Annotated in this window: 26 protein-coding genes and 1 tRNA gene; 3 read left to right on the top strand and 24 right to left on the bottom strand. The window is 49.9% G+C overall.

The features are described 5' to 3' along the window. Window positions 1-2 precede the first annotated feature (2 nt). The 24 genes from IB214_RS07485 to IB214_RS07370 form a co-directional block, all read right to left on the bottom strand. The gene (locus IB214_RS07485) at window positions 3-140 is read right to left on the bottom strand and encodes a hypothetical protein (RefSeq protein WP_164496625.1); all 138 of its coding nucleotides are present in this window, start codon (window positions 138-140) and stop codon (window positions 3-5) included. After that, window positions 121-309: a hypothetical protein gene (locus IB214_RS07480; protein WP_117343715.1), complete on the bottom strand. Its 189-nt coding sequence runs from the start codon at window positions 307-309 to the stop codon at window positions 121-123. Before IB214_RS07480 ends, IB214_RS07485 begins: the two co-directional genes overlap by 20 nt. A gap of 2 nt (window positions 310-311) precedes the next feature. Then, window positions 312-554: a DUF2560 family protein gene (locus tag IB214_RS07475; protein ID WP_117343714.1), complete on the bottom strand. Its 243-nt coding sequence runs from the start codon at window positions 552-554 to the stop codon at window positions 312-314. 63 nt (window positions 555-617) lie between these two features. Further along, on the bottom strand, window positions 618-896 hold the full coding sequence (locus tag IB214_RS07470; protein ID WP_117343713.1) for a DUF2829 domain-containing protein: 279 nt from the start codon (window positions 894-896) through the stop codon (window positions 618-620). A 144-nt stretch (window positions 897-1,040) separates the two neighbouring features. Next, complete coding sequence (locus IB214_RS07465; protein ID WP_117343712.1) at window positions 1,041-1,502, bottom strand: lysis protein; 462 nt, start codon at window positions 1,500-1,502, stop codon at window positions 1,041-1,043. Beyond that, entirely contained in the window at window positions 1,499-1,975 is a 477-nt protein-coding gene (locus IB214_RS07460) for a glycoside hydrolase family 104 protein (protein ID WP_117343775.1), read from the bottom strand. Before IB214_RS07460 ends, IB214_RS07465 begins: the two co-directional genes overlap by 4 nt. Further along, window positions 1,962-2,282 carry a phage holin, lambda family gene (locus tag IB214_RS07455; RefSeq protein ID WP_117343711.1) on the bottom strand — a complete coding sequence of 107 codons (321 nt, stop codon included), beginning with the start codon at window positions 2,280-2,282 and terminating at the stop codon, window positions 1,962-1,964. Before IB214_RS07455 ends, IB214_RS07460 begins: the two co-directional genes overlap by 14 nt. Before the next feature lie 183 nt (window positions 2,283-2,465). Next, window positions 2,466-2,538, bottom strand: a tRNA-Arg gene (locus IB214_RS07450). A gap of 100 nt (window positions 2,539-2,638) precedes the next feature. Beyond that, on the bottom strand, window positions 2,639-3,328 hold the full coding sequence (locus tag IB214_RS07445; RefSeq protein ID WP_117343710.1) for a bacteriophage antitermination protein Q: 690 nt from the start codon (window positions 3,326-3,328) through the stop codon (window positions 2,639-2,641). Then, window positions 3,325-3,519 carry a hypothetical protein gene (locus tag IB214_RS07440; protein WP_117343709.1) on the bottom strand — a complete coding sequence of 65 codons (195 nt, stop codon included), beginning with the start codon at window positions 3,517-3,519 and terminating at the stop codon, window positions 3,325-3,327. The genes IB214_RS07445 and IB214_RS07440 overlap by 4 nt, the downstream gene beginning before the upstream one ends. Further along, window positions 3,516-4,103 carry a recombination protein NinG gene (locus IB214_RS07435; protein WP_117343708.1) on the bottom strand — a complete coding sequence of 196 codons (588 nt, stop codon included), beginning with the start codon at window positions 4,101-4,103 and terminating at the stop codon, window positions 3,516-3,518. Before IB214_RS07435 ends, IB214_RS07440 begins: the two co-directional genes overlap by 4 nt. Next, window positions 4,096-4,764: a metallophosphoesterase gene (locus IB214_RS07430; protein WP_117343707.1), complete on the bottom strand. Its 669-nt coding sequence runs from the start codon at window positions 4,762-4,764 to the stop codon at window positions 4,096-4,098. The genes IB214_RS07435 and IB214_RS07430 overlap by 8 nt, the downstream gene beginning before the upstream one ends. Next, window positions 4,764-5,219 (bottom strand): YbcN family protein, encoded by a 456-nt coding sequence (locus tag IB214_RS07425; RefSeq protein ID WP_117343706.1) that lies wholly within the window; start codon window positions 5,217-5,219, stop codon window positions 4,764-4,766. The genes IB214_RS07430 and IB214_RS07425 overlap by 1 nt, the downstream gene beginning before the upstream one ends. 292 nt (window positions 5,220-5,511) lie before the next feature. Beyond that, the gene (locus IB214_RS07420) at window positions 5,512-6,438 is read right to left on the bottom strand and encodes a DUF551 domain-containing protein (protein ID WP_188249377.1); all 927 of its coding nucleotides are present in this window, start codon (window positions 6,436-6,438) and stop codon (window positions 5,512-5,514) included. 217 nt (window positions 6,439-6,655) lie between these two features. Further along, complete coding sequence (locus tag IB214_RS07415; protein WP_223240254.1) at window positions 6,656-6,967, bottom strand: ead/Ea22-like family protein; 312 nt, start codon at window positions 6,965-6,967, stop codon at window positions 6,656-6,658. Next, a complete protein-coding gene (locus IB214_RS07410) occupies window positions 6,964-7,248 on the bottom strand; it encodes a hypothetical protein (protein ID WP_223240255.1) in 285 nt (94 codons plus the stop codon). Before IB214_RS07410 ends, IB214_RS07415 begins: the two co-directional genes overlap by 4 nt. Next, window positions 7,245-7,742, bottom strand: coding sequence for a hypothetical protein (locus IB214_RS07405; RefSeq protein WP_223240256.1), 498 nt, complete (start codon window positions 7,740-7,742; stop codon window positions 7,245-7,247). Before IB214_RS07405 ends, IB214_RS07410 begins: the two co-directional genes overlap by 4 nt. Window positions 7,743-7,781: 39 nt before the next feature. Next, window positions 7,782-7,973 carry a hypothetical protein gene (locus IB214_RS07400; protein WP_069219620.1) on the bottom strand — a complete coding sequence of 64 codons (192 nt, stop codon included), beginning with the start codon at window positions 7,971-7,973 and terminating at the stop codon, window positions 7,782-7,784. Between the two features lie 285 nt (window positions 7,974-8,258). After that, window positions 8,259-8,558, bottom strand: coding sequence for a hypothetical protein (locus tag IB214_RS07395; protein WP_117343705.1), 300 nt, complete (start codon window positions 8,556-8,558; stop codon window positions 8,259-8,261). After that, complete coding sequence (locus IB214_RS07390) at window positions 8,555-8,971, bottom strand: hypothetical protein (RefSeq protein ID WP_117343704.1); 417 nt, start codon at window positions 8,969-8,971, stop codon at window positions 8,555-8,557. Before IB214_RS07390 ends, IB214_RS07395 begins: the two co-directional genes overlap by 4 nt. Then, entirely contained in the window at window positions 8,968-9,819 is an 852-nt protein-coding gene (locus IB214_RS07385; RefSeq protein ID WP_117343703.1) for an ATP-binding protein, read from the bottom strand. The genes IB214_RS07390 and IB214_RS07385 overlap by 4 nt, the downstream gene beginning before the upstream one ends. Window positions 9,820-9,821: 2 nt before the next feature. Further along, window positions 9,822-10,652 (bottom strand): replication protein, encoded by an 831-nt coding sequence (locus IB214_RS07380; RefSeq protein WP_117343702.1) that lies wholly within the window; start codon window positions 10,650-10,652, stop codon window positions 9,822-9,824. 38 nt (window positions 10,653-10,690) lie between these two features. Beyond that, window positions 10,691-10,975, bottom strand: a complete 285-nt coding sequence (locus tag IB214_RS07375; RefSeq protein WP_117343701.1) for a CII family transcriptional regulator — start codon at window positions 10,973-10,975, stop codon at window positions 10,691-10,693. Window positions 10,976-11,107: 132 nt separating this feature from the next. Next, window positions 11,108-11,323 carry a helix-turn-helix transcriptional regulator gene (locus tag IB214_RS07370; RefSeq protein WP_047416742.1) on the bottom strand — a complete coding sequence of 72 codons (216 nt, stop codon included), beginning with the start codon at window positions 11,321-11,323 and terminating at the stop codon, window positions 11,108-11,110. A 116-nt stretch (window positions 11,324-11,439) separates the two neighbouring features. Between IB214_RS07370 and IB214_RS07365 the strand changes: the two genes are divergently transcribed. The 3 genes from IB214_RS07365 (at window position 11,440) to IB214_RS07355 (ending at window position 12,908) form a co-directional block, all read left to right on the top strand. Then, entirely contained in the window at window positions 11,440-12,102 is a 663-nt protein-coding gene (locus IB214_RS07365) for a LexA family transcriptional regulator (protein WP_117343700.1), read from the top strand. Window positions 12,103-12,444: 342 nt separating this feature from the next. Beyond that, window positions 12,445-12,585, top strand: coding sequence for a hypothetical protein (locus tag IB214_RS07360; RefSeq protein ID WP_162835195.1), 141 nt, complete (start codon window positions 12,445-12,447; stop codon window positions 12,583-12,585). A 50-nt stretch (window positions 12,586-12,635) separates the two neighbouring features. Continuing rightward, complete coding sequence (locus tag IB214_RS07355) at window positions 12,636-12,908, top strand: antitermination protein N (protein ID WP_117343773.1); 273 nt, start codon at window positions 12,636-12,638, stop codon at window positions 12,906-12,908. Window positions 12,909-12,925 lie beyond the last annotated feature (17 nt).

Here is a 12,925-nt window from a genome sequence, read left to right as displayed (position 1 = left end):
AATTATTTTCCTTTCTTTTTCTTCTTGCCAGCCTTGCTCATAGCAATGGCGATAGCCTGGTCAGGTTTCTTTCCTGACTTGATTTCGGTTGCGATGTTTTCACCGATAACCTTTTTTGATTTACCCTTCTTTAGCGGCATGCTCTGCACCTTCACTAATCAATACTGATTTAAGTAGCTCTAACGTACCAAGCGCCTCACATAAACTGATTTCACCATCGTAATCATGTATGACGCTTTCCAAACGCTCGTATAGCTCTTGGGTAATAGGGAATTTCTTCTCCTTACCCAAATCAACAACGTTTGCCATGATTACGCTCCGGTAGTGAACAGGTCCAGTGCTTCTTTAGCTTCGCGGATCGACTTCTCAGCACGAGCCAGCGCGGTACCTTCACCGGCAGCCAGTACCAGTTGGTCTTTGAATAGCTCAAAGTTCAGCTTGCTACCCTTAACGAAGGTGATTGCCTTTTCTGCTGCTGCGGTATCACTCTGCACCAGGCGAAGGATGTCGAGGTTCATCTGCTGTAATTCTGTCAATGCGGTAATCTCTGCCATTGTTGGCTCCGGTTGTTGGGATAAGCCATTATCAAGCGCCCCAGTAAAGACGCTTTGGAATGGCTATTCCGCTACGGGTTCAGCAAGCCAGTCTTCGGCAAACAGATCGCCTTGTGATGGCACCCAGCCCGGCTGCATATGGCCTTGTGCATTCTTCAGGTCGAGATGAGGCTGAATAGTGAATTCGCCGACGATACCAGCGCGCGCATAATCAGAACCAGGCCGCGACTCGCTTACTGTGTAGCCGCCAGCTTTGATGACGAATTGACCCTTGCCATTCCAGCCTTCACGGTAAATCTTTGCGCCGCTCTTAACGGCCTCAAGTGCTTGTCCAAAATTCATTGTCATATCCTGTGTGTTCGTTGGGTTGTTCGCCGCATTGCCACGTATTCCCATAGTTGCGCCGCCACTTCTCGTCTGTTCCGAGCCGCCAAGATAGTGATCACCTCCTACGGGGTTACACAATCTGATCCTTGTCGGGAGGATTCATTTCAGGCACTGCGTGTTGATGTATTCCTGCAAATAGCCAACCTGCTTCGTCACTGTGACGATTCGCTCTCTGAGGGTGAAATAATCCCGTTGAGCGGAGTCTGTAAGTCGGGGGCCGGAAGCATCGCCCAGGCTGCCGGTGCCGGACGATCCGTTCGCTGGACACTTGGCATTGACGCGCAACCCACACTTACCAGTGCTAACGCAACGCTGCAGATCATCAAGCTGCTTTTTCGCATCAGCTAAGTCCTTCGTGTATTTGGCATCCAGAGCAGCAACATCTCGCTGCCGGGTTGTCATATCGGTGATAGTGGCGTTAGCCAGATTCAGCGCCTGAGTTTTCTCATCGCGCTGCTTCTTGTATTCGGTGGCGTTATCGCGGTAGTGATTAACAGCCCATCCAAGCGATACCAGCAGGCAGATAATCACAGCCCATATAGCGGCGGTTACGCGGCTCATGATTTTGGCTCGTTTACCGTTCCGCCAGCCTCTTTGAATTTGGCGATTAGGTTATCTGCTTTATGTTCAAACTGACCGTAACCCGACCCGGGGAGTGAGGCCCAGATATTGCTGCAGCGATCGATGGCCTGACGGATGTCACCGGCGTCGATTAGCTCAAGTGCTCGGCGTTCTTTAATCTGCTGCAATGCGACAGCATCCTGACTCGCAGGAGAGAAGTCTTTCAGGCCAAGCTGCTTGCGGTAGGCATCCCACCAACGAGACAGCAACTGATATCTACCGGCTGCTGTAGATTTGAGTTTCTGATTCAGCGTTACCAGCTTACGAGGGTGATCTGAATAATCAGTGAATAACGATCCACCGACAATCACATCGTACCCACGGTTGTTTGTAGGTTGTCCTTTCTTGTCAGTGCCTTCTGACCACGCCAGCATGTCGAGGAATGCTTTACGCTGCGAGTTAATTGCTTGCATCATCCACCCCTACCTTCTTGGCAGTGAATTTTTTGATAAGCGATCCGATTGTTGCCGTTCCCAGATAGCCAATAAACACGCTGCCGATATAGGCAAGGTTTGTACTCAGACCGATGAACACGAGAATGTCTCTTACGAACCAGGCAAACATCGCGCACATCAATCCATCAATAAGCGTCTTTGATAGCGTGTCTCCGTTATAGCGGCCACGCAGATACGCCATGATGAATGCCAGAATCGCACCAATGCCCTGCTCTTTGGCAGCTAGCAAAGCAGCGATGAAGTCTTGTTTGTAGGGCATCTTCATAGTCTCTCTCCTCGCAAATGAAGCGGGAGCTGTGCGTTGTAGAGAAGCGCCTCACCCATTGCGTTTAAGGGGTAAGTGTTTAGCTGTATGGATGGGCGCGAATAAAAAAGCCAGCGGTTAGGCTGGCAAGATGAGGGTAGTGCGTTGAGCTTTCGCTCTTATGGTCCTGGGTAGGATATTTCGTTCGCCCGGCTGGATTCGAACCAGCGACCGACTGCTTAGAAGGCAGATGCTCTTTCCTCTGAGCTACAGGCAAATAAAAAGCCCAAGGCGTTAACCTCAGGCTCTGAATTCTTCGATACCGCCAGTGCATACAACATTGGCACAATATCAGATTTACATGAAATATATGCTTTTCAATCCAGTTTTGCAAGACTTACATCTAAATTTGTCGCCTTTTGTTGTGAACGTGATCGCGTTACTTGCAATAAAGCGCTGCTATCAAGACGCATGAATGTGCGTTTCATCTCCAGCCATCGATCGGTAAATGTCTCAGACCAGTTTTTTGGCGTGACGCCAACCAGTTCAGCCAGTTTCTGATATTCGTAAGTTTCGCGCCCTGCAAGTTCTGCTTTCACGTCCTGCGCCGCTAACCATATAAGCGCCTTCAATCTATCAAGCGTCTTCCCCGCTACCTTCTTTCTGCCAAGAGAAGATTTAAACTCTGCCCATGCCCATTGGGTGATCGAAACCTGATTTTCCCATCGCACATTCTCGCTATAGTTCCAGAGTAACCATGCTTTCTGGTGTTCATCGAGCGACAGCACTGCACGACGCCATGATGCTGTCGAATACTCAACAGGTTGCACCAGTGCGATAGATGAACCTTTTGCGCGTGATTGCTGCCCGGGAATTGGTGGGCTGGTTGGATTCATCAGGCGACCGTTAGCAGGATTAACCACCTTCAGACGAGAACGGCTGCGCGGAGTCGATTCAAACATCGCGTTCTCAGCAAACGCTACCAGTTGGCCTTTCGTCGCACCGCTAAGGTCAGCCGTAGCTACAATGAGTTGCTCCCGTACAAACTGCAGGTATTGAGTATTCATGCTGACGGACCCTTATTGATGTTTGCGCGGTTGATGATTTCACGGCGTAATTCGTTGTTCCGATCGATGCGTTTCTGAAGCTCTGCTGTCTCTCTATCAATCCGGGATATTTCACTTCTTGCGTAAGGAGTCAGCCTGGTAGCACGCTCTACTGACGAGCGCTGATAGTTGTCGATATCGGTGCGGGTCATGCGGCCTCCTGCTGTTTCAGTTCTTTGAGCTTTGCGCGGTAGTGCGCTGCCAGTGCGTCGAGTTCTTCACGGGTCCATTTCTTTGCTTCGTGTGGGCCCATCAGACGGTCGTAAGATGCCTGTCCAATCTTGGCGATCAGGCGCGGGCGGTATTCGCCGATATTCCCTGACAGATATGAGTTGCATGCCTCACACTGGATATGGCAGTTGGTTTCGTCGTAGCGGGTTTCTGGTGATGCACCGACAGTGCGGAAGTGACCAGCGTTCATCTTCGCGCCGGAGTTACGCCCACAACTGATACACGGTTGCCCTGCATCACGCTGGCGAATAAACGCGTTAAACGCTATCTGGGCGCGTTTGTGATATTGGCTAAGTGGTTGCAAGGCTTTCTTGCGGATCTTCAGCTCACGGCGTTCCTGCTGCGCTTCCTGTTTGCGCTTGCGGTCTGATTCCAGCTTCTTCTTGGCGATTATTTGCTGGCTGTATTCGTAGCCATGCTCAGGACAGCACCACCATACGTTGTCGTAGGTGGCGGTGAATTTGGTCTTGCAGATTTTGCAGGTGCGGCGATCTGGTTTACGCATGGGCACCACCCTGAACCTGCACCAGAGTAAGGTTTCCGCAGAACACGGCACCGGTATCGATGTACATCTGATTGGCATATTTGAGGGGTTGGCGGGCTGGCGTGTGGCCGAAGATAAACAGGTCGGCACCAGTGATTTCGTGATGATTCCCGTCTTGTGAATTGGAAATACGTTCTCTGTTCCAGATCGTCTGCTCTTCGTCGATATCCTTTTCGAACTCATAGACTCCCGCCGGGTAGTCGGCATGGCAGATAACAATCTTCTTATCACCGGTCACCAGTTCGATGACCAGCGGAAGTTCAGCTGCTTTGTGTACCAGCGCCTTAGCTAAAACCTCTTTGTCATAATCGAGATTGAAGAACCAACCGCCGCCATTCATCAGCCAGTGATTGACGTTGCCATACTCTGACAGGCCGTCGATCATCATCTGCTCGTGGTTGCCGCGTACCGCCCGGAACCACGGCATCATAATCAGCTCCAGGCACTCTACGTTTTCAGCGCCGCGGTCGATAAGGTCACCGACGGAGATAAGTAGGTCATGGGCCGGGTCGAATTTGAGTTCATCCAGTTTCCCTATCAGGTTTGTGTAGCAACCATGCAGATCGCCAACCACCCAAATATTGCGCCAGTCAGCGCCGTTAATGCGTTGATAGATATTCATTACGCCTCCTGCTTATCGCGCAATTGTTGGAATTCACAACCTGATGGGATAGTCAGCGCCAGACCAAACTGAGCGCACCACGCTTCGACTTTGCACAGGAAGATGTGCATCTCTCCAGTATCGAGTTGAGACGTGTGGCGAGGCTCCCAGGTGGTTTCTTTGGTGCCGGTGATGAAGTCGGTGTAGGTAACTTCCTCGCAGCCGAGGTATGTCTTTTTGAGGTTGCGCTTGACCCAATCAGGGGTGGCGTCGGTGCGGCCGGATTTAATCAGGTATTCGCTGATTTCTCCCAGCCACATATGAAGAAGTGAGTTCTGCGACAGGCTGCGCTTCTCTCTCCATGGTTTTAACTGGAGGCGATAGCATTGACCGTCATTGAGGTATGGTTGCAGGTGCTGACCGATGGCGGCGAAGTTGCCAGCATGCAGCTTGATACCCTGCTCTGGGATATTCATACGCCACCTTCGAGAGGTAACGCAGAATGCAGAAAACCCTCAGCATTAGATAACGCTGACGGGATATGGTAGGTCGTACTCTTTGTGTTTCGCATCTAATTTCCCAATCAGATGCAGAGGTCACAGCCGGGTGCTCAATCCGACTGCGACATAATTATAACACTAATTTTGATGGTGGGTAATGTTGCTTGACGTTGCGTTAGCTATTACCAAATTGCTCCCATCTCTCCGGTCATTAATCTGGCAACAACCATCATAACTAGAGTGATTATTACTACTTTAACTGGCGGCATCACTTATCCCCTTCAGACAGTTTTTGCATAGCACCGGCGTAACGCTGCATTCCATGTTCAAGCGCGGATTTCACCTCCTGCTGCGGTGATGCTGGCAGTGGCATCCAGTGAGTCACATTGCACGATATGACGTTATCAATGCTCTCATCGCTAACACTCCACGAAATGTCCTGAAGCCATAACTGCCCATTGAATGATGCGTGAATTGGTTCATCTTCCACCGGGAAGCACAGAACTTTAACGCCAACTTCAGGCATCCGCTCGCTTACCGGAATCCATCCAGGAATAATTTCAGGAATATTTTGTGGTGAGTTTTGTGGTTGCGGGGCGGCTGCGATCATTGCATCCCACACCTGTTTCGTTGCCATCTGCTGGTCGCCTGCATCATACATCTTCGCCGTCGGCTCCTTAGGCACCATCACGTAACCATCCGGAATCATTTGGATACCGGAAGGTGCGGCTGCGGCCAAACCATCCGGGATTACCGGAGAGTTGCCAGCCTGAAGCATGGCGGCGCGGCAGGCTTCAAATACCGCATTGTTAAACCTCACACCTTCAAAAAAGATTTTCCCATTATGATCAAACCAGAACTCGGACTTCTCAACATCGGGTAAGAGGCTTTTAAGCACGCCCTCAGACACTGATAACACCGCTGGCTGCGGTAACTGTGGTGCTGCGTAGAGTGGCATCGGCTCGCTATATTCTGCCAGTTTAGGGTCAGCCGCATGCAGTAGATAGCCCTTGTATGTCATGTACGCCACCGGCTCAGCATTCAGGACTTCATCAATAACCTTCACAGCATCAGCCATTGCGTAGCTGAGATTACCGCCGTCGCTTTGTGCTGCTGCTTTGCTGAGTATTTCGCGTATCTGGTGCAGGCGCTCGAGTGATACAGGACCGTGCGCCGGGTGGTTGTTAGTTGTCATGGGTTAGTCCTCAGTATTCAAAATCGACTTTAAATTCGTGATGACACTCAGGGCATTCAACATCAACCCCACGCGTAGCCGGTGTTCCGTGCTCACATGCGCCAAATCGAGCGTCTACCCAAAAATCATCATGGTTAGTTAGATCGAAGTATTCCTCGCACTCAGGACATTCGACATTAAGGGTTAAATTCCATGCTGCGGGTGTATTACACATATCTCACTCTCCCTTCACGCCAATGCCAGCGGCGCGGACAACAATTGGGTTAACTCCAGACTCTCTCAGTCGAGCTATTACTTCTTCTTCAATCAGCATATGAAATCCATTAACTTCAGTGCCGGTTGGAAGTTTCACCGTCCGCGCCTCCAGTTCTGCTATGCGCTTCTCTGCGGCTTCCAGCTCATCCAGCAGCGCCAGAACAGCTTCCGGGCTTGCCTCATCCTGCCAAGCGTCAGAGGTGTCACTGACAGAGCGCAGCATGATTTCTTCCTGCGCCGCTTCACGCAGCGACTGTTTGTTGAGTGCTGTCATTGGGCTGCCTCCTGTTTTGGCATCAGCGCATCGCGGACGCTCTGGCGGTAGTAGTGGTGAAAGGCAAACGTCAGGCCTAGTTTTGTTGGACGCTCCTGCTTACCCAGCAGCTTGAGACGAGTACAAATGGTCGTCGCCGTCCAGCCAGAGTGATAACCAGCGGCTCGTTTCATAACGGTTTCAGCCAGGATGGTGCGAAAGTCGTCGCGCCCGAAATTGGTATTTTCAAATGCGGCGTTGATCACTTCATCGGTGAGATGTGCATCGATAGCATTGCTCATAGCGCAGCTCCTTTGCGAAGTTCCTGCGCCAGCCACTCAAGCGCCATCACCGGCACTCCGATGTGACCAGTTCCTTCGAACTTCTTGCTAAGGTGATCGATTGCAGCATCAACACCCTGAGCCCGCACTTCAGCCAGGAAAGAGTCGGTAGCTGGGGTTTTGACATCGCACATGAACTCAAGCGCATCGTTCCCATCAAGATTGCAGAACTCCCATGCAGACGAATAGAACTCGATACCAGGCCAGGTTGCGAGCTTATTCATTTTGTCATTCAGCGTTACATTCTCCGCCGCCAGCTCCCTGCACTTGCTCTCGGCGTTAGCGAGCTGTACTGCCATGTCTGTGAGTTTTTGCTCTGATGCTGTTTGCGCTGCTTGCCATGAAGCCCATAATTCTCTGGTTCTCCAACTTTGATATGAATCACAACCAACCATGCTGGTAACTGAAATAAGCCGGTTGATACACCAAGCTTCGAATTTTTCTCTGCTAGTCATAATCCTACCCTCATAAAAAAGGCCCGCTATGCGAGCCTGTTAATCTTTTGGAATACTGCATACCCACTGGTCTAGAGCCTTTTCGCAGACCGCTCTTCCCTCGTATACCGCTACAGCAGCCTTTGCTTTGAGTTCGTTTACGTGCTCCTTCCCGGGAGAAAAAACAGCAAAGCCCATAGCAAATCCGGCAATGAGATAAAGAGCGCATAAAAATATTGTTTCTTTCACCATTTCCTCCGGGCATAAAAAAGGCCGACTATCACGGCCACGCTTGCAGATAGCTCTGCTATGTAGGCTTCAGTCATGCGCGATTTCCTCTGCCGGTGAACCAATCGAGCGCCTTTACAATGAGTGGGTTTTCCCACCATTCATCAATCCAGCGACGTTCGTTTTTGTCTCGATAAAACTCTGGCCCGCAGTAGTCATGCCATGACATGAAAACGCAGGTTCCGTCTTCAAGGCGCAAACGGTAAGTTGGATACGTGCAGATAATTCCGTTAGGTATTCGAATGCAGGTCACGCTCGCTTCACTCCGAATGTCTTAACCAGCGCCGACTCCATGCGACCTACACAGGAGCGTATACGGGCTATCTCTGTCTCTGGAAACATGCTTGATGCCATCTGCTCAAGTGCGCCTTTAAGTGGCTTGCTCTCAACCTTTTCGATACGTGCCAGAGCAAAGGCCTTGAGTGACTGCTTGATGCTGCGACCGTCTACGCGAGCACAGGCACGGCATAGTTCAGCGTGGAGAATGGTCTCGGGAAATTCCGGGTACTCAGCTTCGATAATCTCTCGCGTGTTACGTGCTTCTTTCATGCTCCAGTTCTCCCGTAAATCATCATCAGCCGCTTGCGTGCATCGCTCTGCATGAACTCCGCTACAACACCGTTATTCTCCGGGTTGTATGGGGTGAACATCTTCGGATCGTCACTATTGGTTTTATCTTTCTTGATAACGCCTTTTGCTACCTGGCTACTCTGGTTAGCATCAACGGCACGCTGCCTGATGGCCTCGCCGCCGCCATTCTTCAGCCATTGCTGGAACGCCTTTTCGCCGGGGAATACGCCAATACCAGGAACACTGCGCAACCTTCCCATGAAACGAAGCTCTTTCGCCTCTTCGTAGTAGCGGTTGCGACTGATGCCGACTTCCTTGTAAATCAGATCGACATTGGCTGGCTGGTTAGCTGATACGTAATCAAGAATGCGTTGCTTTACGCTGTCCATCATGCGGCCCCCTTAGAGCGGTATGAATCCCAGGTGAATGACAGAGTGCAGCCACCGCCGTCGCTCATGCGGTCTATGACGCGCTCACCAATGAATGCAGCCAATTCTTCTTTGGTCTGGTTGCTAATCAGGATGGTTGGCTTCATGCGCTCGTATCGGGTGTTGATGATTTCGAACATGATCAGCTTTTCCGCTTCGCTTCCAAACTGTACCCCGACCTCATCGATGATCAGCAGGTCAGGCTTGGTGAACTGCCTGATAACTTCGTCTTCGGTTCTCGTAGCCGCCTTTGACCATGTCGATTTGAACTCCCTGGCAATTTTTAGCGCCGTGGTGAAAGCGACTGGACTTTGATGCTCTTCGATGACGCGCTTTGCTATTGCCAGTGCAAGATGATTTTTACCGGTTCCAGGCTTTCCACACATGACCAATCCACCGCCACGCTTAAGCCTTTCAGGCCACTTACTGGCATAGGCCTGGCATACTCGCAGAGCACGCTTCGAGTCGTCGCTGGCAGGATCGTAGTTATCAAGTGTGCATTCTGAGAATCGTTCAGGTATCTGCAGGTCGAGCATCAGTCGCTCAATGTTTCGCTCTCTGACCGCACGGTTTTGTTGGTCAAGTTCGCGATTAAGAAGGTCCAATTCTTCTTGCAGACAAGAAGGACACTCACTAGGCCTAGTGGGGAGTTTTATTGGCCCGGTTGATATGCGGTTACGTTGCTCAAACTCACCATGTTTCTCACAGTTTCCAGTGCCAAACTCAACGGTTGTGTACTGAATATCTAGAGGGGCGACTTTGAGTTCTTCGAGTTTCCTCTCAATCTGAGATATTTTTTCATGAAGCTGCATGATCACCTCGCCCAATCAGGGATTTCTGTCTGGCCATAGTCTTTGCCAGCAAAATTTTCTGGCAGTGATCGAGAAGAGTTTCTCGCAACAGGTTGTGTTCTCCTTCCGAACTTCGCCGCATTTCTCAGCCAGGTGTTAAGCGCAAGGTTCCAGTCCTTGAACGTTGAACCTTTCGATTGGTGGTGATCTGAGAAAGCCGATACTTCGCTTTGCAGGTCGACGCCAAGCTCAGTTGCTAATTTCAGATTTCCTTCAGTGGTCGTGAAGTCCTTAGGGAATTGAGTGGCTCGTTTTTGTGTCTTTTCAGGCTTTGGAGGAATTACAGCCTGGGGGACTATAGGGGGATTATTTATATTGTCTTTATTTGTCTTTAAAGAATGTCTTTTGTGTGTCTCTAACTTCGAGACTTCACTTGTCTCTAACTTGGAGACATTTCGTGTCTCTGATTTGGAGACAAAATTGCTAACTTGGAGACACTTGCTGAAACGCCATGCAGAAACCTCCTTGTTCACGCCAATTTTGCTTCCATCCAGAAACAGACAGTTCATTGAAAGCAGCTCTTTTTTTGCCTTGTTTACGTTCTGCCTGGACAGGCAGGTAATTTGAGCGATTTGCTCATCGGCAATGCGATCTGATTTCTTATTGAAGCCGTATGTTTTCCTGATATACGCCAGCATCAACTTTAGCTGGCGAGCAGTTAAATCAGCACTTGCAATGGATTCCAGCAGCTCGTTAGCGATACGGGTGTATCCGTCATCGAGTTCTGCCACGCGAGACTCCTGATCCCCCGAGTCAGCCCCAGGGAAGTTGTATACTCTGGCGATATTTGCCATAATTACTCCTGCAACTTTGTTGACATAACACAGTGCTTTTAGGCGTCCAGACTGTTACCGCAGCTGGGCGTCTTTTCATTTTTGAGGATTGAAGCAACCTCTTTCGCTAACCTGGCCATGTCGTCATCGACAACGCCCCACTCCAGAACAGCAAGAAGCATCGACAGCTTCGGCAGCATGCTTTCCTTCCAGCGGGTAATGCCTGACTTATCCATACCCAGCGCTTTGGCTACGTTAGTGGAGCCACGCATGGCAATCTGATTCAGGATCCAAGACTCGATTTTTCGAGCCTGAGTTTTGTTTCGGGTAGTTGTGTTATCCATCTGTGATAATTCCTTTGGTGTGAAATAGTTAAAAGGCCATGCGCAGACACGCAGAGCCATGTTTGTTGTTTTTTTGAAGTTAGCTTTTCAGCTACGTAGGCCGGACGGCCATTGTGAAAGGAGCGGTATTTCTTAAGCGGCGTGGTGTTCTGGTGGGAACACATCATCTAACTGTACGTTAGCGCCGAAGGCATTCAGAGCCTCTACCAGCTTGCGGCAGGTTTTTAAATCAGGCTGTCTACGTCCTGATTCGTAATGACCAATCGCACCCTGAGTGCAGCCGACCTTTTCTGCTAAAGCTGTTTGGGACACCTTAGCGGCTTCCCTATTCATCCGAAGATTGCTCATCGGTTATCTCCTGGGTGAGTACGTGAATCAATAATACAAACCGTACTGAATAAATGCAAGAGGATTAATACATTTTGTGTGTTGTCACTGTTAATACAACTCGTAATAATCGGGTGATGAAGACACCGTGGAATGAACTGGCGAAAGCCAGGATGAAACAATTAGGCATCACCCAGGATAAGCTGGCGGAATCGCTTGGCAAAACTCAGGGTGCGATTGGTCATTGGCTTAATGGGCGTCGAGAGCCGAGCATTGATGATATAGCTTCGATAATGAAGCAGTTGGGCCTCAAAGAATTAATCCTCACGTCGGATGGTATGGTTGATTACCCTGACGGGGAGATGGGAAACGTTTCTAATCCACGCTCAAATGCCGAAGCTAAAAGCTTCCCTCTTATTAGCTGGGTAAGCGCCGGTAACTGGTGCGAAGCAATAGAGCCATATCGCATTGAGGAAATAGAGGTTTGGCCAGAGACCACCGCAAATGCCAGCGACAGATCGTTCTGGTTAACTGTGCGCGGAGACTCAATGACCTCGCCAACAGGCCTTAGTATCCCAGAGGGAATGCAGATTCTTGTCGACCCAAATGTAGAGGCGACAAATGGCCGACTGGTGATCGCAAAGCTCGACACTGAGAACGAGGCAACTTTTAAAAAGTACGTCGTTGACGCCGGTCAGCGCTACCTGAAGCCACTAAATCCCAGCTACCACATGATTCCAGTTAATGGTAACTGCCGCATAATAGGCGTAGTCATAGAAGCTAAATGGCAAGGCCTGTAACAAATCCCCAATCCCACTAACCCGCTCCGGCGGGTTTTTTATTGCCAATAAAAATATTTCACTTTAAAAATCATACGCTTCGCATTTTTACACCAATTTTAAGTACATTTTGTATTGACGTTATTTAGTACATTTTGTATTGTTATCCCATCAACAGGACGCACTACTCACCAGGACGGTGATGCTCTTTACACAACGTCGAACATTCGACTACGAGGCTGCAAAGCCTGACAACCAAGCAATGTGCTTTGGGGTGATGTGAACTGCAGCTGCGAGACAGCAATCACGGAGATAAGCATCGTGACACGTCACCACCAAAGCGCATTTCGAAAAGGAAAAATTATGAACGCCATGAAAGCCGCATTATTCATTGAAGCCAACTGCAAGACGGCACAAGAGAAACGCATGATGTTGGACAGCCTCCTTGAGATGGGTCAGATAAAAGAATCTGTCTACCGGATCCTCAATAAAAACATCAAATGAACAAGGCGCCTCAATACGGGGCGCATTACTTCCAGATTTTTGAGGTTCCCATGACACGTAGAACATCATTCAACGGTTCAGCATCAGGACGTCGCAGAGAGCGTCGTGCAGCGTTACAGAACGAAGTGACGGCAAGCTCTGAAGCATTGCACCGCCCTACCGAATCACGCGTTCAGTTGCAGTGTAAACGCAAGCCGTCGATGCGATCAGAGGTTGTGACCATTACCACGATGGTTAGCCAGTATTCAGGATCAATTTGCTTGCCTGATGTGGCGCTGTACTCAGCTGGCCATCGCAGCAGCAAATCGGTTACGGCGCGTTAATTAACTTATGAGGGTAG

Origin of the sequence: Citrobacter sp. C1 (assembly GCF_014596895.2) — a bacterium.
Lineage (GTDB): Bacteria > Pseudomonadota > Gammaproteobacteria > Enterobacterales > Enterobacteriaceae > Citrobacter > Citrobacter gillenii.
Note: the sequence above shows the minus strand (reverse complement) of the source record. Positions and strands in the feature narration are given on the sequence as shown.